The sequence below is a fragment of the Variovorax sp. BGA-UO-ETr-C22 genome, from assembly GCF_059567965.1.
In genome coordinates this window covers 833,236-851,104 of sequence record NZ_JCAQPA010000011.1, presented here as the reverse complement: position 1 = coordinate 851,104, position 17,869 = coordinate 833,236, and the positions used below count along the sequence as shown (strand labels likewise).

Here is a 17,869-nt window from a genome sequence, read left to right as displayed (position 1 = left end):
GGTTGAGGAAAAAGTGATCGCCAGTGTCTGGCGACCACGGGTTTCCCCTCAACAGGCTATAGCCGCCAAGTTGATCCGCCGTGCAAGGCGCGACTGCTCCAGTTGCTCGCAACGCGCGAGCAGGTTGACGATGTTGATGCCCAGCGCGGTGGCCAGCTTCTGCGCCGTGACGATCGACGGAATCACGCGCCCGCGCTCGATCTCGCCCACGTACGAGCGGTTCAGATCGGAACGCTCTGCCAGCTCTTCCTGTGACCAGCCCTGCCCTTCGCGCAGCTGACGAACGGTGACGCCGAAGTCTTCGACAAAGGCTTTCATACGCTGCCCGCCTTCGGTGCGCTGTTGTTCTGCAGGCTGGCCTGCGTGACGCTGGCACCGGGCTTCACGTCGTCGGTGATCCACACGTTGCCGCCGATGACCGCGCCCTTGCCGAGCGTGACGCGACCCAGGATGGTGGCGCCCGCGTAGATGACCACGTCGTCCTCCACCACCGGGTGGCGCGGCAGGCCCTTCTGCAGGTTCCCTTCGGCGTCGGTGGGGAAGCGCTTGGCGCCGAGCGTGACGGCCTGGTACAGCCGCACGCGCTTGCCGATGACGGCCGTCTCGCCGATCACGACGCCGGTGCCGTGGTCCATGAAGAAGCCCGCGTCGATCGTCGCGCCCGGGTGGATGTCGATGCCGGTCTGCGCATGCGCCAGCTCGGCGACGATGCGCGCGAGCAGCGGCAGGCCGAGCTCGTAGAGCCGGTGCGCGAGGCGGTGATGGATCATCGCGAGCACGCCCGGGTAGCACAGCAGCACCTCGTCGACGCTGCGCGCGGCCGGGTCGCCCTGGTAGGCCGCAAGCACGTCGCTGTCGAGCAGCCGACGCAGGCCCGGCAGCGCGTTCGCGAACTGGCGCACCGCTTCGGTGGCCGCGGCGTCGATCTCGCTCGCGGGGCGCGGTGCCAGCCGCGCATTGAAGTTCAGCTCGAGCCGCGCCTGCACCAGCAGCGCCTGCAAGGCGGCGTCGAGCGTGTGGCCCACGTAGAAATCCTCGCTCTCGTGGCGCAGGTCCGGCGGGCCCAGCCGCATCGGAAAGAGCGCGCCCTTGAGCGATTCGACGATCTGCGCCAGCGCATCGCGCGACGGAAACTCGCGCGCACCGGGCTCGCGCGAACGGCGCTGCGAATCGCGCCACTCGTCGCGCACCTCGTGCAGTGCGCGCACGATGTCGCCTACTTCGAATTGAGCCATGTGTGTTTTCCTCCCGTGTGTTTCTGTCGATATGGATTCGGGGTTCAGTCCTGCACCCACGGCAGGCCATGGAAACGCCAGCCGTCGGACCCGCCGCGATGCTGCTGCACATCGATCTCGCCCTCGAAGCCTTCGAGCACGTTGAACACCTGCGTGAAGCCGGCCTTGGCCGCGGCTTCGGCCGCCAGCGCGGAGCGCTTGCCGCTGCGGCACAGCAGCAGCACCACGGCCTCCTTGCCGCCGTCCTTGGCCAGCTTGGCTTCGAGTTCTCGCACGAAGCGCGGGTTGCGGGTGAGCGCGGTGCCCGTGGCCCAGGCCACGTGCAGGCTGTCGGGCACGTGGCCGACGAACTTGCGTTCTTCGCCGGAGCGCACGTCCACGAGCAGGGCCTGACCGCCCTGCACCAGCTGCCAGGCCACCGGGGGCGTCACGCCGCCGGCGTAGGGCCAGTTCTTTTCGATGGCTTGCGCGCGCGCCTGTTCGAGGGCGGGCGGCAAGGCGATGACGTCTTCAACTTCCACGGACATGCGGTTCGGCTCCTGTTGTACGTTGGTCATTCCATCTTCCTTGATGGCGATAACCACCACTGTAGGAGTGCGAAGGCCAAGGTCAAACGACTCAAAAGTCGATTCTTAACAACCTTGTGATCTATGGGGTGCTGGGTCTGGGTGCTTCAGGGCAACGCTCCCGCCGACGGGGTACCTTGCTCCGCGAATGTCCCCCGGGGCTTCGCCCCTCCTCCTTGATTTCGCTGCGCAAGGCACCCCATCGACGTGAGCGTGTTCAGAGCAGTTGTTGATCGGCTGCACACCCACAGCGTGCCCTGTGCCCAGGCCACTGGGTGCTTCCCGCAGCGAAATCAAGGAGGAGCCGAAGGCGGGGGACATTCGCGGAGGGAAGTACCCGGTGGCCTGGGCACACGCCCCGAACCACCAGACGTGAAAAACCCCGGCACCAAAAACAGCACCGGGGAATCGCAAAGCCCGAGGGTCCGTCAGAGCTTGGCGATCGAAACTTCGGTCGACTTCACGAGTGCGACCACGTCGGAGCCCACCTTCAGCTGCAGCTCGTCGACCGAGCGCGTGGTGATGACGGAGGTGACGATGCCCCAGGCGGTTTCGACATCGACTTCGGAGACGACGTCGCCGCGGATGATCTCGCGGACCTTGCCCTTGAACTGGTTGCGGACGTTGATGGCTTGGATGGACATGGTGATTTCTCTTTCAGGGTTGACAGGGGTTGTGAGTGAAAACGGCCGGCGCTCAGACGATCTCGGCCACGTCGTCGAACGCCAGCCGGGGCCCGCGTTCGAAGGTGCCGGCGTGGTCGGCCACGCCGAGGTTGACGAGGAAGTTCGCGCGATAGCGGCCATCGGGGAAGAAGGCCTTGTCGACCAGGTCGGCGTTGAAGCCCGACTGCGGGCCCGCGTCGAGCCCGAGCGAACGCGCCGCCAGGATCAGGTAGGCGCCCTGCAGGCTGCTGTTGCGAAAGGCCGTGGCCTGCGCGGCGTCGGCGCTCTTCTCGAAGAAGGGCTTGGCGTCGTAGGCCGGGAACTGCGTGGGCAGGTGCTCGTAGAAACGCGTGTCGTGCGCCACGATCACCGTCACGCCGGCCTGCAGCGTCTGCGCGGTGTTGCCCGCCGACACGGCCGGCTTGAGCTTCGCCTTGGCCTCCTCGCTGCGCACGAACACGTAGCGCGCGGGCTGGGCGTTGTAGGCGGTCGGGCCCCACTTCACGAGGTCGTAGAGCTGGTGGATCAGCGCGTCGGTCACGGGCACCGGCTTGAAGGCATGCACGGTGCGCGCCTTGCGAAACAGCTGGTCCAGCGCGGCGTCAGGAATGGCTTGCAATGTGGTCATGTCTTGGAACGCTGTGTCAGTTCGATGCGGCGGCCAGGGCCTGGTCGAGGTCGGCGATCAGGTCGTCGATGTGCTCGATGCCCACCGACAGGCGCACCGTGTCTTCCGTGACGCCGGCCCGGGCCAGCTCTTCGGGCGACAGCTGGCGGTGCGTGGTCGATGCAGGGTGCGTGGCCAGAGAGCGCACGTCGCCGATGTTCACCAGGCGCGTGAAGAGCTTCAGCGCATCGAGGAACTTCGCCCCACCCTCGCGACCCGCGCCGATGCCGAAGGTCAGCACGCCGCTGGACTTGCCGCCGAAGTACTTCTTCGCCAACGGGTAGTCGGCATGGTCTTCGAGCGCGGCGTAGTTCACCCAGTTGACGGCCTTGCTCTGCTTCAGGTGCTGCGCCACCGCCAGCGCATTGCTGCTGATGCGGTCCATGCGCAGCGCCAGCGTCTCGATGCCCTGCAGGATCAGGAAGGCGTTGAACGGCGAGATGGCCGCGCCCGTGTTGCGCAGCGGCACCACGCGCGCACGGCCGATGTAGGCGGCCGGGCCCAGCGCCTCGGTGTAGACCACGCCGTGGTAGCTCACGTCGGGCTCGTTCAGGCGCTTGAAGCGCTCCTTGTGCTCGGCCCACGGGAACTTGCCCGAATCGACGATGGCGCCACCGATGCTGGTGCCGTGGCCGCCCAGGTACTTGGTGAGCGAGTGCACCACGATGTCGGCGCCGTGCTCGATGGGCCGGCTCAGGTACGGCGAGGGCACGGTGTTGTCGACGATGAGCGGCACGCCGTGGCGGTGCGCGATTTCGGCGATGGCCGCGATGTCGGTCACGTTGCCCGCCGGGTTGCCCAGCGACTCGACGAACACCGCCTTGGTGCGCTCGTCGAACAGCGTCTCGAAACTGCTCGGGTCGCGGTGGTCCGCGAAGCGCGTGGTGATGCCAAACTGCGGCAGCGTGTGGGCGAACAGGTTGTAGGTGCCGCCGTACAGCGCCGTGCTGCTGATGATGTTGTCACCGGCCTCGGCGATGGTCTGGATCGCATAGGTCACCGCCGCCTGGCCCGAGGCCAGCGCCAGCGCCGCAATGCCGCCTTCGAGCGCGGCCACGCGCTGCTCCAGCACGTCCTGCGTCGGGTTGTTGATGCGGGTGTAGATGTTGCCCGGCACCTTCAGGTCGAACAGGTCGGCGCCGTGCTGCGCGCTGTCGAAGGCGTAGGCGACGGTCTGGTAGATCGGCGGCGCGACCGCGCGGGTGGTCGGGTCGGGCGAATAGCCGGCGTGGACCGACAGGGTTTCGAATTTCCAGTTCTGCGACATGCGACTGCCTTTCAAAGTTGGAATGGATGAAACGACTCAGATCGCCCAGCGCAGGGCGTGGGCCTGGGGCGTGAGCCAGCTGGCATCGGTGCTTTCCACATCGGTCTCTTCGGACTTCTGCAGCACCCGGTCGAGGATTCGTTTTTCGATGGCGGCAAAGGCGGGGTCGCCCTGCGAGCGCGGACGGGCCAGCGCGATGTTCTCGTCGAGCGCGATGCGGCCGTCCTCGATGAGGATCACGCGGTCGGCCAGCGCTACGGCTTCCTGCACGTCGTGCGTCACCAGCAGCGCGGTGAAGCGGTGGCGCTGCCACAGGTTCTCGATGAGGCGGTGCATCTCGATGCGCGTGAGCGCGTCGAGCGCGCCCAGCGGCTCGTCGAGCAGCAGCAGGCGCGGGTGGTGCACCAGCGCACGCGCCAGGGCCACGCGCTGGCGCTGCCCGCCCGACAGGCGCGCCGGCCATTCGTTCTCGCGGTCGGCCAGGCCGACCTGCGCCAGCACTTCCTTGCCGCGCGCCTTGGCATCGTTCGGCAGGCCCAGCGTCACGTTGTCGAGCACGCGGCGCCAGGGCAACAGGCGTGCTTCCTGGAACATGATGCGCGTGTCGTCGTGCAGGCCGCTCACGGCCTTGCCGTCGGTGTACAGGCCACCGGAAGTGGCTTCTTCGAGGCCTGCGATGAGCCGCAGCAGCGTGCTCTTTCCGCAACCGCTGCGTCCCACGATGGCGATGAACTGGCCCGGCTCGATGGTGAGCTGCGTGTTGCGCAGCACCTCGCGCGCGCCATAGCGCTTGTGCAGGCCGCGCGCCTCGAGGCGCACGCCGCCGGCAATGGCTTGGGGTTGGATGTCTTTGAGAACGGCACTCATGAATTCAGGCCCCGGGGTTGAACAGCGCCACGTTCAGCGCATCGATTTTTCTGGGCAGCAGCTTCTCGGCGAAGAAGGCATCGGCGATGCGCTGCTGTTCGACCAGCCCGCCGGCCACCACCGGCCGCACGGCGTAGCTGCGGCGGCTGTTGGCCTGCTCGATGGTCGGGGCGTCGAGCCCCCACACGGGCGCGAGCAAGGCCGCGGCCTCCTTCGGGTGCTGCTTGACCCACTTGCCGGTCTTCTCGAGCTCGGTGTAGACCACGCGCAGCACGTCGGGCCGTGCCTTCGCGAACTTGGTGCTCGCCAGGTAGTAGCGCTGGTACGACGCGATGCCCGCGCCGTCGGCCAGGATGCGCACCTTCGACTGGCGCTGGGCGGCGGCCAGGAACGGGTCCCACACCACCCAGGCGTCGATGGCGCCGCGCTCGAAAGCAGCGCGGCCGTCGGCCGGTGTGAGGTAGGCGGGCTCGATGTCCTTGAACGACAGGCCGGCCTTTTCCAGCGCAGCGATCAGCAGGTAGTGCGCGCCGGCCGCCTTCGCGAAACCGACTTTCTTTCCCTTGAGATCGGCCACGGTCTTGAGCGGCGACTCGTCGCGCACGACGATGGCCTGCGCGGCCGGCGACGGTGCTTCCTGCGCCAGAAAGGTCAGGTCGGCGCCGGCGGCTTGTGCGAACACGGGCACGGTGTCGGCCACGTCGGCGCTGATGTCCAGGTTGTCGAGGTTCAGCGCCTCGAGCAGCGGCAGGCCGCTGGTGAACTCGTGCCAGCTCAGCGAAACGTTGAGCGGTGCGAGCTGCTTCTCGAGCGTGCCCTGCACCTTCAGCAGTGCGATCAGCGTGGACGACTTCTGGTAGCCGAAGCGCACGGTGGCGGGCCGTTGCTGCTGCGCCAGAACGGCACCTGCGCTGAGCGCACCCAGCGTCGCAATGGCGGTACGGCGATTGATGAAGTGGTTCATGTGCCCTGCCCTCATTTCGCCGGCTTCTTCTGGTAGCCCGGGTGCCAGCGCAGCCACCATTGCTCCAGGCCGCGCGCAAACAGGTCGGCCAGCTTGCCGAGCAGCGCGTACAGCAGGATGCCCACGAGCACGATGTCGGTCTGCAGGAACTCGCGGGCGTTCATCGTGAGGTAGCCGATGCCGGCCTGCGCCGAGATGGTCTCCGCCACGATGAGGATCACCCACATCAGGCCCAGCGAGAAACGCAGGCCCACCAGGATCGACGACAGCGCGCCCGGCAGGATCACCTCGCGGTACAGCTGCCAGCGCGACAGGCCGTAGGTGCGGCCCATCTCGATGAGCTGCGGATCGACGTTGCGAATGCCGTGGAAGGTGTTCAAGTAGATCGGGAAGAACACCGACACCGAGATCAGGAACAGCTTGGCCGATTCGTCGATGCCGAACCACAGGATCACCAGCGGAATGAGCGCCAGCGCCGGGATGTTGCGCACCATCTGGATGGTGGAGTCGAGCAGCGTCTCGAAGAACTTCACCGAGCCCGTGAGCAGGCCCAGCGCGAGCCCTGCGCCGCCGCCGATGGCGAGCCCCGCGAGCGCACGGCCCGCGCTCACCTTCACGTGCGTCCAGAGCTCGCCGGACACGGTGAGCGACCACGCGGCCTTGACCACGTCCAGCGGCGCCGGCAGCACGCGCGTCGAAAGCCAGCCCAGCGACGAGGCGATCTGCCAGACGACGATCAGCCCCACCGGCACCAGCCACGGGATGAGCCGCTTCGCGACATTGAGGCCGAAGCCTCGCAGCGCGCTGCCTGCGTCCCCTGCGGCGTTCGATGCCGGCGCCACCGCCGGCAGTTCCTGTACTTGTTCGGTCATGCGTGTCCTCAGCTTTGGGAGACGAGGCGCGAGGGCGCGTCGAGGTTGGCGACGACTTCGCCGAAGGGACCGCTCAACGAGCCGCCCGCGAGCTGCGTCTTCGCCTTGCGCGAGAGCAGCGGAAACACCAGCTCGGCGAAGCGGTAGGCCTCTTCGAGGTGCGGGTAGCCCGAGAAGATGAACTTGTCGATGCCCAGCGCCGCGTACTCCTCGATGCGCGCCGCCACGGTCTTGGCGTCGCCGACCAGCGCCGTGCCCGCGCCACCGCGCACCAGGCCCACGCCGGCCCAGAGGTTGGGCGCAATCTCCAGGTCGGCGCGCCCACGCTTGGCGCCGCCGGCGTGCAGCGCGGCCATGCGGCGCTGGCCTTCGGAATCCATGCGCGCAAAGGCGGCCTGAGCACGTGCAACGGTTTCGTCGTCGACACGGCTGATGAGTTCTTCGGCGGCCTTCCAGGCGGCGTCTTCGGTCTCGCGCACGATCACGTGCAGGCGGATACCGAACTGCACGCTGCGGCCCTGGCGTTCGGCGCGTGCGCGCACGTCGGCGATCTTCTTGGACACCTCCGCGGGCGGCTCGCCCCAGGTCAGGTAGGCGTCGACCTGCTCGGCCGCGAGGTCATGCGCTGCGGCCGACGAGCCGCCGAACCACACGGGCGGATACGGTTTCTGCACCGGCGGAAACAGCAGCCGCGCGCCCTTCACGCTCAGGTGCTTGCCTTCGTAGTCGTAGGTGCCGGTCTCGTGGCTGCGCGCAATGATCTCGCGCCAGATGCGGATGAACTCGGCCGACTGCTCGTAGCGCGCCGCATGGTCGAGGTACACGCCGTCGCCTTCCAGCTCGGCCTGGTCGCCGCCGGTGACGAGGTTCACGAGCAGGCGCCCGCCCGAGAGCCGGTCGAAGGTCGCGGCCATGCGCGCGGCCAGGCTGGGCTGGTGCAGGCCCGGCCGCACCGCCACCAGGAACTTGAGCTTCTTCGTCGCGCCGATCAGGCTGGAGGCGATCACCCACGGGTCTTCGCAGGAGCGGCCGGTGGGAATCAGCACGCCTTCATAGCCGAGGTGGTCGGCCGCGCCGGCGATCTGCTGCAGGTACGGCAGGTCGACGGCGCGTGCGCCTTCGCTCGTGCCGAGGTAACGGCTGTCGCCGTGCGTGGGGAGGAACCAGAAGATCTGCATCGGAAACTCTCGATCGTTCGTTGGCTTGCCCGTTCAGACGGCAAGCAGGAAAGGAAGGCGGCGCGCCGCGGACACGACACCCCAGGCGCGCGCCGTGATGGCCAGCACCTGGCCGGCGCGTTCGTGCAGCGCAGTCGACAACACGGCGGCCATCACGCGATCCCCGCGCCGGCGGCTTCGAGCACGTTGATCTTTCTGGGGATCAGCTTTAGCGCGAAGAAGGTGTCGGCGATCTGCTGCTGCTCGGCCAGGATGGCCTTGGTGATCGGGCCGGTGCCGTAGGCGGTGCGGCCCTGCGACAGGTCGGCCACGGCCTTGGGCAGGCCCCAGATGGCCGACAGCTCGGTCGCCAGTTCGTTGCGGTGGGCGGCGCCCCACTGGTCGATCTTGTTGACCTCTTCGATCGCAACGGCCAGCACGTCGGCGTTCTTCGCCACGTAGTCGAGCGACGAGAAGTAGTAGGCGCGGTTGCCGACCACGCCCACGGCGTCGGCCAGGATGCGTGCGTCGAGCGACTGCTGCGCGGCGGCCAGGAACGGGTCCCAGATCACCCAGGCGTCGACCGAGCCTTTTTCGAAGGCGGCGCGCGCGTCGGCCGGCGGCAGGTAGACCAGGTTCAGGTCGCTGTACGCCAGGCCGTGCTTCTCGAACAGCTTGACGATGAAGTAGTGGACGTTCGAGCCCTTGTTGAGCGCGATCTTCTTGCCCTTGAGGTCGGCCACGGTCTGGATGGCGGAGCCCTTGGGCACCAGCACCGCCTCGGTCTTCGGGCGCGGCACCGTGGCGCCCACGTAGGCCAGCGGCGCGCCGGCGGCCTGCGCGAAGATGGGCGGCGCCTCGCCCACGTCACCGAAGTCGATCGAGCCGACGTTCAGCGCCTCGAGCTGCACCGGGCCGGCCGTGAACTCGGTCCACTTCACGGTGGCGCCCAACGGCGCGAGCCGCTTCTCGAGCGTGCCGCGGGCCTTGAGCACGCTCAGGTAGCCCTTCTGGTGGCCGATGCGCAACTGGCGCGCGGGGCTCTGCGCCAGGGCGGCGAACGACGACGGCAGCGCGAGCGCGGCGGCTGCGCCCTGCAACAGGCGGCGTCGGGGAATGGCAATGCGGGTCATGGAATGGGGTCCTTCGAAACTGTTCAGGGCTGGGCCGTGACGACCGCGTCGCTGACCTTGATGGGCTTGGGAATGAGCTTCAGCGCGTAGAAGGTGTCGGCGATCTGCTGCTGGTCGGCCGCGACGGCGGCGGTGATCGGCTTCACGTTGAACTCGTAGCGGCGCAGCGCCAGCTCGACCACGTCCACGGGCAGGCCCTGCAGCGGCGCGACCAGCTCGGCGGCCTGGCGCAGGTTCTTCTTGAGCCAGATGCCCTGCTCGACCGAGTCGGCGAACAGCGCGTCGATCACCTGCGGGTGCTTCTTCACGAAGCCGCGCTCGCCCAGGTAGTACTGGTAGTTGTTGACCACGTCCGGCGCACCATCGGCCAGCACGCGGGCGCCGGTGGCTTTTTCGGCGGCGGCCTGGAACGGGTCCCAGATCACCCAGGCGTCGACGTTCTTGCTCTCGAAGGCGGCGCGGCCATCGGCGGGTGCGAGGTACACGGGCTGGATGTCGGACAGCTTCAGGCCGTTCTTCTCGAGCTGCTTCACGAGCAGGTAGTGCACGTTGCTGCCCTTGTTGAGCGCGACCTTCTTGCCCTTGAGGTCGGCCACGGAGCGAATGGGCGAATCCTTGGTGACGAGGATGGCCTCGGCGCGCGGTGCGGCCGGGTCGTAGCCGAAGTAGACGAACTTGGCCCCTGCGGCCTGCGCGAAGATGGGCGGCGCCTCGCCGACATAGCCCACGTCGACCGCGCCCACGTTCAGCCCTTCGAGCAGCTGCGGGCCGGCCGGGAACTCGACCCACTTCACGCCGAAGCCCAGCGGCGAGAGCTTCTTCTCGAGCGTGCCCTGCGCTTTCTGCAGCACGAACAGGCTGGCCGACTTCTGGTAGCCGATGCGCAGCTCGCCCTTGGGCTTGCCTTGCGCATGCGCCGAGGCGGCAGAGATGAAGCTCACGATGAGCGCGATGGCGGTGACGACGATGGCGCTGATGGCCAGATCGCGCAGCGCCTGCCAGAAGGAGCGCGGCGCGACTTCGAACACGGAGTCTTCGGGAGCGACGGGGTTCATGCGGAATTCCTTGGTGCAAAAACGTGAGGCAAAGCGATCCCCCGGCCGCGCGCAGGCGGCTTCGAAAAACGGGGAACGGAAAGAGGTCTGGCGGGGGCCGGGTTCAGCTCGGAACCCGGTCGTCAGACGCTACATCGCACACGGGAAAATGGCACCGGCTCGAAGCCATGGGTCGCCGGCAGCTTCAGGCCTTCGGTTGCGAGCACCTCGACGGCCTCGTTCAGGCGCTCCGCCAGGTCGTGGTGCACCTGGTAGGCGTTCTCGGGCGTCAACGCGATCTGCGAATCGCTCGCGTAGACGCCCGGCAGAATGTGGCGCGCCGACAGCGACTGCAGCACAGGCCGCAGTGCGTAGTCGAGCGCGAGCATGTGGTGCGGGCTGCCGCCGGTGGCCAGTGGCAGCACCGTCTTGCCCTTGAGCGCGTTCTGCGAGAGCAGATCGAGAAAGACCTTCAGCACGCCGCTGTAGGCCGCCTTGTAGACCGGCGTGGCCACCACGATCACGCGGGCCGCCGCCACCTGGGCAATGGCTCGCTCGATGGCCGGATGCGCCCACTCGGCCAGCAGCAGCGCTTGCGCCGGCAGGTCGCGGATCGCGAGCCGCTCGATGCGCGCATGGCGTTGGGCCAGCCGCTCGCCCACCGCGTCGAGCAAGGCGGTGGAGCGGGACGGGGCCGAGGGGCTGCCGGCAATCAGGAGAACGGACACGAGAAACTTTCGTTGGGCTTCAGGAGAAATTCAGGGCGAAGCGATCCCCGGCGCCCTCCCACGGGGTGCCACCAGCGATCGATTCCGGAACAGCTGCGCTTACTTCTGCTTGGGCGCGTAGATCTGGTCGAAGGAGCCGCCGTCGGCGAAATGCTCCTTGTCGGCCTTCGCCCAGCCACCGAAGGCCTGGTCGATGGTCACCAGCGTGAGCTTGGGGAACTGCTTGTCGTACTTGGCCTTGGCCTTGTCCGAGGTCGGGCGGTAGAAGTTGCGGCCCGCGATGTCCTGGCCTTCGTCGGAGTACAGGTACTTCAGGTACTCCTCGGCCACGGCGCGCGTGCCCTTCTTGTCGACCACCTTGTCGACCACCGCCACGCTGGGCTCGGCCAGGATGGAAATCGACGGCACGACGATCTCGAACTTCTCGGGGCCGAATTCCTTCAGCGCCAGGAAGGCTTCGTTTTCCCAGGCCAGCAGCACATCGCCCACGCCGCGCTGCACGAAGGTGATGGTCGAGCCGCGCGCGCCGGTGTCGAGCACGGGCACGTTCTTGTACAGGTTGCCGACGAATTCCTTGGCCTTGGCGTCACCGCCGTACTTGCGCTTGGCGAATTCCCAGGCCGCGAGGTAGTTCCAGCGGGCGCCGCCCGAGGTCTTGGGGTTGGGGGTGATCACCTGCACGCCGGGCTTGACCAGGTCGTCCCAGTCCTTCAGGCCCTTGGGGTTGCCCTTCTTCACCAGGAACACGATGGTCGAGGTGTAGGGGGCCGAGTTGTGCGGCAGGCGCTTTTGCCAGTCGGCCTTGACGAGGCCGCCGTGCGTGGCCAGGGCGTCGATGTCGCCGCCCAACGCCAGCGTGGCCACGTCGGAATCGATGCCGTCGATGATCGAACGGGCCTGCTTGCCCGAGCCGCCGTGCGACTGCTTGACACTCACGTCCTGGCCGGTCTTGGCCTTCCAGTACTTGGCGAAGGCCTGGTTGTAGTCCACGTACAGCTCGCGGGTCGGGTCGTACGACACGTTCAGCAGCGTCACGGGGCCCTTGGCACCCGCCGCACCCTGCGAAAACGACGGCAATGCCGACAGGGCCAAGGCACCGGCCACGCCGGCACCCAGGGAAAGCTTGATAAAGTCGCGGCGAAGGCTCATGGTGTCTTGCTCTTAAAAAGGCATATCAATGAAGCCACGTATTCTGAATACGACATATAGGAACTGGAACGACCAAGTTTTCAGTTCTTAATAGCCAAATCAACTAAGCAACCGCTTTCCCCCACAAGAGGCAATCAAATGGCACGCATGGTTCAGTGCATCAAGCTCGGCAAAGAGGCCGAAGGACTCGACTTTCCGCCGTACCCCGGCGACCTGGGCAAGCGCCTGTGGGAAAACGTCAGCAAGGAAGCCTGGGCCGCCTGGCTCAAGCAACAGACCATGCTGGTCAATGAAAACCGGCTGAACCTGGCCGACCTGCGCGCCCGCCAGTACCTGGCGCGCCAGATGGAAAAGCACTTCTTCGGCGAAGGCGCCGACGTGGCGCAAGGCTACGTTCCCCCTCCCGCGGCCTGAGTCCGGCGTGGCCGCCGACGGCACCCCGCTCGGCGCGCGCTCCGGCGACACCCCTCCCCTCGACAACGACACACCGGCGCTTTCGCGCCGTGTGTTTTTGGACGGCTGCGGCCTGCCCGCCGCCTGGTCCGGGCGCCCGCAATGGCGGATTCTCGAAACCGGCTTCGGGCCGGGCCTTCATTTCCTGACAACCTGGCAGGCCTGGCGCGCCGATCCGCACCGGCCGCGCCTGCTGCACTACGTCGCGGTCGACGCCCATCCGGCGCCGGCCGGCGATCTGCTGCGCGCGGCTGAAGCCGACCCGGCTCTGGTGCCACTCGCCGAGGAACTGGCCCGCCAATGGAGCGGGCTGCTGCCGGGCTTCCACCGGCTGGCCTTCGACGACGGCCGCGTGCTGCTCACGTTGTGCGTGGGCGAGCTGCCGCCGATGCTGCGCGCGCAACGCTTCGAGGCCGACAGCCTCTTCCTCGACGGTTTCGGCTCGGCGATGGCCTCGCCCGACACGCTCAAGGCGGTGTCGCGCTTTGCCCGCCAGGGTACCGGCCTCGCGGCCCGCACCGACGACGACGGGGTGCGCCATGCGCTGGCGCAGAACGGCTTCCAGCTCGACCCGGGCCCCGGCAGCTTGCGCGGCGTGTTCGCGCCCGCCTGGACGGTGCGGCGCCGCCAGCCGGTGCGCGAAGGCGTCGAAGCGCCCGGCCATTGCGCGGTGATCGGCGCCGGGCTCGCGGGTGCGGCTGTGGCGGCCAGCCTTGCGCGGCGCGGCTGGCGGGTCACGGTGCTCGACGCGGCCGACGCGCCGGCCTCGGGCGCCTCGGGCCTGCCGGTCGGGCTGCTGGCGCCGCATGTGTCGTCCGACGACGCCTTGCTGTCGCGGCTCACGCGCGCCGGCATCCGCACCACCTGGGCCGAGCTGACGCAACGGCTTGAGAACGGTCGCGACTGGGGCGCCCACGGGTCGCTCGAGCGCCGGCCCGACGGCGACGTGCGCGTGCCGCCCGGCTGGAGCGCTCAGGGCCCGAACGAATCCTGGCCCGTACAGCCCGACCAGCTCGCAGCAGCCGGCCTGCCGCCCGACACGCCGGCGCTCTGGCATGCGCGCGCGGCCTGGGTGCGGCCGCACCGGCTGATCGCCGCGTGGCTGGGCCAACCGGGCGTCGAATTCCGAGGCAACTGCCACGTGGCGCGTCTCGCACGCACGGACGGCGGCTGGCAGCTGTTCGACGATGCCGGCGCCCTGCTCGCCGAAGCCGACCGTGTCGTCGTGGCCGCAGGCTTCGCATCGCACCACTTCGCGCCCGACCTGCCGCTGCAACCCGTGCGCGGCCAGGTCGCCTGGGGCCGCGCGGACCCCGCCGCCCTGCCCGTCACCCCCATCAACGGCGACGGCCACCTGATCGCCGGCGTGCCCGACGGCCAGGCACCGCAGCCGCTGTGGCTGATCGGCGCCACCTTCGACCGCGACAGCACCGACCTCGCCCCCACCGACGCAGACAGCCTCGCCAACCGCGACCGGCTGGCGCGCCTGCACCCCGGCGCCGCTGCCGCGCTGGCGCCCGCCTTCGAACGCGGAGACACCCACGCCTGGGTCGGCGTGCGCTGCGCCTCGGGCGACCGCCGGCCGCTCGTCGGCCCGCTGGCCCCGGGGGCCGACGAGGGCCTGTGGGCCTGCACCGCGCTGGGCTCGCGCGGCCTGAGCTTTGCGACGCTGTGCGCCGAGCTGCTGGCGGCGCAGTGGCATGGCGAACCGCTGCCCTTGCCCGCGACCCTCGCCAAGGCGCTGGGCACGCAGCGGCTCTGGCCCGGATCGGACTGAATCGGCCCGTACGGGCTTCCCGGCTCCCCGGCGCCACGCGCGCACCGCACAATGCGCGCCATGGCCATCCAGTACGACATCACCCACACCACCGTCTACCGCTACAACAAGCCGGTGACCTTCGGCTTGCACCGCGTGATGTTCCGTCCGCGCGACAGCCACGACCTGCGGGTGCTCGCCACCGACCTGCAGGTGAGCCCGCAGGCCCTCACGCGGCTCATTCAAGACCCGTACTCGAACTCCGTCGCGCTGGTGCAGCCGCTGGGCGAGGCGACCGAGCTGCGCATCGTCTGTTCCTTCACCATCGAGCACGTGCCGCCGTCGCAGCGCGACCTGCTCACGCTCGACCCGTCGGCCGAGTTCCTGCCCTTTGCCTATTCGGTGCAGGAGCGCCTGGACCTGGAGCACTACCTGCGCCCGCACCACAACGACGATGCCAACGGCACGCTGATCCGCTGGGCGCACCAGTTCCTGCACACCGACCAGCCCAACAGCACGCGCGACGTGCTCACGCGCATGAACGCGCACATCGGCCAGAGCTTCGAATACAAGGCGCGCGACGAGGAAGGCACGCAGACGCCGCTGGAGACGCTGGCGCTGGGCAGCGGCAGCTGCCGCGACTACGCGCTGCTGATGATGGAGGCCACGCGCCGTCTCGGCATCGCGACGCGTTTTGTCTCGGGTTACCTCTACGACGCGTCGCTCGACAACGACGCCACCGGGCAGGCGCCCGGCGAATCGGTCACTGGCGCCGGCAGCACGCACGCGTGGCTGCAGGCCTACCTGCCCGGCGCGGGCTGGCTGGCCTTCGACCCGACCAACAACCTCATGGGCAGCGGCCAGCTGATCCGCGTGGGCGTGGCGCGCGACCCCGCGCTGGCGGCGCCCATCTCGGGCAGCTGGTACGGCGACGCCGAGGCCTACGAAGGCCTCGAGGCCACGGTGGTCGTGAAGCGGCGCAAGGGCGGCTGAGCGCCCCCTTCCTTTCCGGATTCGACTCGCTTACTTCGGCTGCGCCGCGCGGTACGCCTTCACCGCGGGCACGGCCGTGGCCGCGCTGTCGGCAAAGAAGCCGTCGATGCCCGCATCCAGGAACGCCTTGATCTCGCCGGCGGTGTCGCCGTACACGATCGGGTCGGTCTTCGGTACCTTCTTCAGGCTGTCGGGCAGGAAGTTGTTCTCGGGCCGCACCGTGAAGATGTGGACCAGCAGCTTCTTGTCGTGCGCGTCCTTCACGAGCGTGGTCGGCGTGCCGAGCTTGCCGTCGACCACCGGGATCACGCGCGCCTTGGCCGGGCCGATGCCGTTCGCGTAGGTCGCGATCTCGGCCAGACCTTCGGGTTTCACGAGGTCGGCGTAGGTGCGCTTGTCGTTCAGCGCCACGAGGTCGTAGGGCGCGCCCTGCGCGTCGATGAGCTGGACGATCTTCACCGTGCTCTTCAGGCGGATGTCCTTCAGGTTGCCGGTTTCGAAGGACTGCACGAACACCGGCGCGTCGGCCTTGTCGAGGTCGTACTTGCGCAGCGTGTCGAGCAGCTTCTTCTCGAGCGGCAGGCCGATCGAGCGGAAGTAGGTCGGGTGCTTGGTCTCGGGATAGATGCCGATCACGCGGCCCTTGATGACCGACTGCGCCTTGGCGAGCTGAATCACTTCGTCGAGCGTGGGCACCTGGAACTCGTTGTCGAAGGACCGGTTGGCCGGGCGCAGCGCGGGGATGCGTTCGCGCGCCCTCAGCTCCTTGAGCTCGGCGAGCGTGAAGTCTTCGGTAAACCAGCCGATGACCTGGCGGCCGTCGATGACCTTGGTGGCCTTGCGGTCGGCGAACTTCGGCACTTCGGCCACGTTCGTCGTGGCTTCGAGCACCTCACCGGCCGCATTGACGATGGCGATGGCGTTCTCGTGGCGCGCGACCAGCTCGCCGTCCTTGGTGGGCACGAGGTCGGGCTCGATGAAGTCGGCGCCGTCGTCGATGGCCTGCTGGTACGAGGCCAGCGTGTGCTCGGGCCGCAGCGCAGGCGCGCCACGGTGGCCGATGACGAGCACGGGGGCGGCTTCGGCGGGTGCGGGTGCCGGGGCGGGCGCAGGCGCGGGGGCCGGAGGCGAGACCGGCACGATGGGCCACATCGGCACGCCACCGCCGCCATTGCCGCCACCGCAGGCGGCCATGAATGCGCAGGCACAGGCCGCGAGGGCCGTGCGCGAGAAATTGAACAACTGCATTGAAATCCTCCCCTTTTGTATCCATCGAAATGGATGCGCCATCTTTCCGCCGTCAACGCGACAAACGGCAGGCGCGGCGGATCATCGAGGGGAGATATGTCGGTCGCGTGACATGGGCGCCAGCATGGCGCCACGCGACCGTGTGCTCAGCCGCGCGCAGCCAGCTTCGCTTCGAGCTCGGCGATGCGCGCCCTCGCCTCGTCGCCTTCGGGAATCGGCCGGCCGCTGTCGCGCCACTGCACCGCGCTCTTGAAGCCTTCGGCCTCGGCCTGGCGGCGGAACCACATGCCTTCGGGGTTGTGGCGCGTGATGCCGTCGAACACGGTGGCGAACATCTGGGTCTGCTCCAGCCCCATCGAGTGCCAGACCTGGTTGACGACCATCTTGTGCATCATGAGGTGCGAACTGGGCACGCCCGCGATGCGCTGCGCGAGTGCCAGCGTGGCCTCGTCGAGTTGCGCCGCGGGCACCGCGAAGTTGGCCAAGCCCCAGTCGGCCGCCTGCGTGCCGGTGATGGTGTCGCCGGTGAACATGAGCTGCTTGGCGCGCAAGGCGCCGAGGCGGTAGGTCCACATCGCGGTGGTCGGGCAGCCCCACACGCGCGTGGGCATGTAGCCGATGCGCGCATCGTCGGCCATGGTGAGCAGGTCGCAGCACAGCGCGATGTCGCTGCCGCCCGCCACCGCGTAGCCGTGCACCTTGGCGATGGTCGGCTTGCGGCAGCGCCACAGCGACATGAAGTCTTCGGTGTTGCGCTTCATGGCGGCGTAGTCGAGCATCGGGTCCCACGGCGTTTTTTCCTGCCGGCAGGGATGGTCGGCCTGGCCTTCGCGGCCGTGGCCTTCGGCGTAGTCGCCCAGGTCGTAGCCGGCGCAGAAGGCGCGGCCCGCGCCCTCGACCACGATCACATGCACCTCGTCGTCGGCCTCGGCCCATTCGACCGCGCGGCGGATGTCGGTCGGCGTGCTGTCGCCGATGGCATTGAGCTTCTCGGGGCGGTTGAGCACGAGGCGTGCGATGCGCGGGTGCTGCGGGTCCTTGTCGATCAGGACGGTCTCGAAAGCGGGCATGGTCGGTGGTCTCCTTCTGTTCTTGGGGGGTGATGCCGCTTCGCT

The 17,869-nt window shown here is 68.4% G+C and carries 19 protein-coding genes; 3 read left to right on the top strand and 16 right to left on the bottom strand.

Annotated features, from left to right (window positions below):
* Positions 1–48 precede the first annotated feature (48 nt).
* From AC57B8_RS23905 to AC57B8_RS23840, 14 genes are all read right to left on the bottom strand, one after another.
* Positions 49–318: a helix-turn-helix domain-containing protein gene (locus AC57B8_RS23905; RefSeq protein WP_062470032.1), complete on the bottom strand. Its 270-nt coding sequence runs from the start codon at positions 316–318 to the stop codon at positions 49–51.
* On the bottom strand, positions 315–1,235 hold the full coding sequence (gene epsC, locus AC57B8_RS23900; protein ID WP_095745455.1) for a serine O-acetyltransferase EpsC: 921 nt from the start codon (positions 1,233–1,235) through the stop codon (positions 315–317). Before epsC ends, AC57B8_RS23905 begins: the two co-directional genes overlap by 4 nt.
* A gap of 44 nt (positions 1,236–1,279) precedes the next feature.
* Positions 1,280–1,762 (bottom strand): rhodanese-like domain-containing protein, encoded by a 483-nt coding sequence (locus AC57B8_RS23895; RefSeq protein ID WP_496480944.1) that lies wholly within the window; start codon positions 1,760–1,762, stop codon positions 1,280–1,282.
* A 467-nt stretch (positions 1,763–2,229) separates the two neighbouring features.
* Positions 2,230–2,445 carry a TOBE domain-containing protein gene (locus AC57B8_RS23890; RefSeq protein WP_007829250.1) on the bottom strand — a complete coding sequence of 72 codons (216 nt, stop codon included), beginning with the start codon at positions 2,443–2,445 and terminating at the stop codon, positions 2,230–2,232.
* Positions 2,446–2,497: 52 nt separating this feature from the next.
* Entirely contained in the window at positions 2,498–3,094 is a 597-nt protein-coding gene (locus tag AC57B8_RS23885; protein ID WP_095948670.1) for a malonic semialdehyde reductase, read from the bottom strand.
* Positions 3,095–3,110: 16 nt separating this feature from the next.
* A complete protein-coding gene (locus AC57B8_RS23880; RefSeq protein WP_496480943.1) occupies positions 3,111–4,400 on the bottom strand; it encodes an O-acetylhomoserine aminocarboxypropyltransferase/cysteine synthase family protein in 1,290 nt (429 codons plus the stop codon).
* Positions 4,401–4,436: 36 nt separating this feature from the next.
* Entirely contained in the window at positions 4,437–5,267 is an 831-nt protein-coding gene (locus AC57B8_RS23875) for an ATP-binding cassette domain-containing protein (protein WP_095745458.1), read from the bottom strand.
* 4 nt (positions 5,268–5,271) lie between these two features.
* A complete protein-coding gene (locus tag AC57B8_RS23870; protein ID WP_496480942.1) occupies positions 5,272–6,231 on the bottom strand; it encodes an aliphatic sulfonate ABC transporter substrate-binding protein in 960 nt (319 codons plus the stop codon).
* Positions 6,232–6,242: 11 nt separating this feature from the next.
* Positions 6,243–7,103, bottom strand: coding sequence for an aliphatic sulfonate ABC transporter permease SsuC (gene ssuC / locus AC57B8_RS23865; RefSeq protein WP_095948673.1), 861 nt, complete (start codon positions 7,101–7,103; stop codon positions 6,243–6,245).
* Between the two features lie 8 nt (positions 7,104–7,111).
* Positions 7,112–8,281, bottom strand: coding sequence for an FMNH2-dependent alkanesulfonate monooxygenase (gene ssuD, locus AC57B8_RS23860; RefSeq protein WP_070060840.1), 1,170 nt, complete (start codon positions 8,279–8,281; stop codon positions 7,112–7,114).
* 152 nt (positions 8,282–8,433) lie between these two features.
* On the bottom strand, positions 8,434–9,393 hold the full coding sequence (locus tag AC57B8_RS23855) for an aliphatic sulfonate ABC transporter substrate-binding protein (protein WP_492676899.1): 960 nt from the start codon (positions 9,391–9,393) through the stop codon (positions 8,434–8,436).
* A gap of 23 nt (positions 9,394–9,416) precedes the next feature.
* Entirely contained in the window at positions 9,417–10,448 is a 1,032-nt protein-coding gene (locus AC57B8_RS23850) for a sulfonate ABC transporter substrate-binding protein (protein ID WP_496480941.1), read from the bottom strand.
* 122 nt (positions 10,449–10,570) lie between these two features.
* A complete protein-coding gene (ssuE, locus tag AC57B8_RS23845) occupies positions 10,571–11,155 on the bottom strand; it encodes an NADPH-dependent FMN reductase (RefSeq protein ID WP_070060842.1) in 585 nt (194 codons plus the stop codon).
* Positions 11,156–11,254: 99 nt separating this feature from the next.
* Positions 11,255–12,304 (bottom strand): sulfate ABC transporter substrate-binding protein, encoded by a 1,050-nt coding sequence (locus AC57B8_RS23840; protein WP_070060843.1) that lies wholly within the window; start codon positions 12,302–12,304, stop codon positions 11,255–11,257.
* A gap of 138 nt (positions 12,305–12,442) precedes the next feature.
* Between AC57B8_RS23840 and AC57B8_RS23835 the strand changes: the two genes are divergently transcribed.
* Genes AC57B8_RS23835 through AC57B8_RS23825 form a run of 3 tightly spaced genes read left to right on the top strand, consistent with a single transcriptional unit; the run spans position 12,443 to position 15,506 of the window.
* Positions 12,443–12,718: an oxidative damage protection protein gene (locus tag AC57B8_RS23835; RefSeq protein ID WP_013541095.1), complete on the top strand. Its 276-nt coding sequence runs from the start codon at positions 12,443–12,445 to the stop codon at positions 12,716–12,718.
* A gap of 7 nt (positions 12,719–12,725) precedes the next feature.
* Positions 12,726–14,534 carry an FAD-dependent 5-carboxymethylaminomethyl-2-thiouridine(34) oxidoreductase MnmC1 gene (mnmC1, locus tag AC57B8_RS23830; RefSeq protein ID WP_496480940.1) on the top strand — a complete coding sequence of 603 codons (1,809 nt, stop codon included), beginning with the start codon at positions 12,726–12,728 and terminating at the stop codon, positions 14,532–14,534.
* Between the two features lie 60 nt (positions 14,535–14,594).
* Entirely contained in the window at positions 14,595–15,506 is a 912-nt protein-coding gene (locus AC57B8_RS23825; protein ID WP_223301327.1) for a transglutaminase family protein, read from the top strand.
* Positions 15,507–15,536: 30 nt separating this feature from the next.
* On the opposite strand, the gene AC57B8_RS23820 is transcribed toward AC57B8_RS23825, so the two are convergent.
* Both AC57B8_RS23820 and AC57B8_RS23815 read right to left on the bottom strand, forming a co-directional pair.
* Entirely contained in the window at positions 15,537–16,754 is a 1,218-nt protein-coding gene (locus AC57B8_RS23820; protein WP_496480939.1) for a glycerophosphodiester phosphodiesterase, read from the bottom strand.
* A gap of 146 nt (positions 16,755–16,900) precedes the next feature.
* Positions 16,901–17,824 (bottom strand): crotonase/enoyl-CoA hydratase family protein, encoded by a 924-nt coding sequence (locus AC57B8_RS23815; RefSeq protein WP_062472565.1) that lies wholly within the window; start codon positions 17,822–17,824, stop codon positions 16,901–16,903.
* Positions 17,825–17,869 lie beyond the last annotated feature (45 nt).

Excerpts from the sequence above, each read along its gene's own strand:
- AC57B8_RS23825 (WP_223301327.1), top strand. The coding sequence starts at position 14,595 with ATGGCCATCCAGTACGACATCACCCACACCACCGTCTACCGCTACAAC.
- AC57B8_RS23905 (WP_062470032.1), bottom strand. The coding sequence starts at position 318 with ATGAAAGCCTTTGTCGAAGACTTCGGCGTCACCGTTCGTCAGCTGCGC.
- AC57B8_RS23880 (WP_496480943.1), bottom strand. The coding sequence starts at position 4,400 with ATGTCGCAGAACTGGAAATTCGAAACCCTGTCGGTCCACGCCGGCTAT.
- epsC (WP_095745455.1), bottom strand. The coding sequence starts at position 1,235 with ATGGCTCAATTCGAAGTAGGCGACATCGTGCGCGCACTGCACGAGGTG.
- AC57B8_RS23850 (WP_496480941.1), bottom strand. The coding sequence starts at position 10,448 with ATGAACCCCGTCGCTCCCGAAGACTCCGTGTTCGAAGTCGCGCCGCGC.
- AC57B8_RS23855 (WP_492676899.1), bottom strand. The coding sequence starts at position 9,393 with ATGACCCGCATTGCCATTCCCCGACGCCGCCTGTTGCAGGGCGCAGCC.
- AC57B8_RS23835 (WP_013541095.1), top strand. The coding sequence starts at position 12,443 with ATGGCACGCATGGTTCAGTGCATCAAGCTCGGCAAAGAGGCCGAAGGA.
- AC57B8_RS23890 (WP_007829250.1), bottom strand. The coding sequence starts at position 2,445 with ATGTCCATCCAAGCCATCAACGTCCGCAACCAGTTCAAGGGCAAGGTC.
- ssuC (WP_095948673.1), bottom strand. The coding sequence starts at position 7,103 with ATGACCGAACAAGTACAGGAACTGCCGGCGGTGGCGCCGGCATCGAAC.
- AC57B8_RS23820 (WP_496480939.1), bottom strand. The coding sequence starts at position 16,754 with ATGCAGTTGTTCAATTTCTCGCGCACGGCCCTCGCGGCCTGTGCCTGC.
- AC57B8_RS23875 (WP_095745458.1), bottom strand. The coding sequence starts at position 5,267 with ATGAGTGCCGTTCTCAAAGACATCCAACCCCAAGCCATTGCCGGCGGC.
- AC57B8_RS23885 (WP_095948670.1), bottom strand. The coding sequence starts at position 3,094 with ATGACCACATTGCAAGCCATTCCTGACGCCGCGCTGGACCAGCTGTTT.
- AC57B8_RS23815 (WP_062472565.1), bottom strand. The coding sequence starts at position 17,824 with ATGCCCGCTTTCGAGACCGTCCTGATCGACAAGGACCCGCAGCACCCG.
- AC57B8_RS23840 (WP_070060843.1), bottom strand. The coding sequence starts at position 12,304 with ATGAGCCTTCGCCGCGACTTTATCAAGCTTTCCCTGGGTGCCGGCGTG.
- AC57B8_RS23870 (WP_496480942.1), bottom strand. The coding sequence starts at position 6,231 with ATGAACCACTTCATCAATCGCCGTACCGCCATTGCGACGCTGGGTGCG.
- ssuD (WP_070060840.1), bottom strand. The coding sequence starts at position 8,281 with ATGCAGATCTTCTGGTTCCTCCCCACGCACGGCGACAGCCGTTACCTC.
- AC57B8_RS23895 (WP_496480944.1), bottom strand. The coding sequence starts at position 1,762 with ATGTCCGTGGAAGTTGAAGACGTCATCGCCTTGCCGCCCGCCCTCGAA.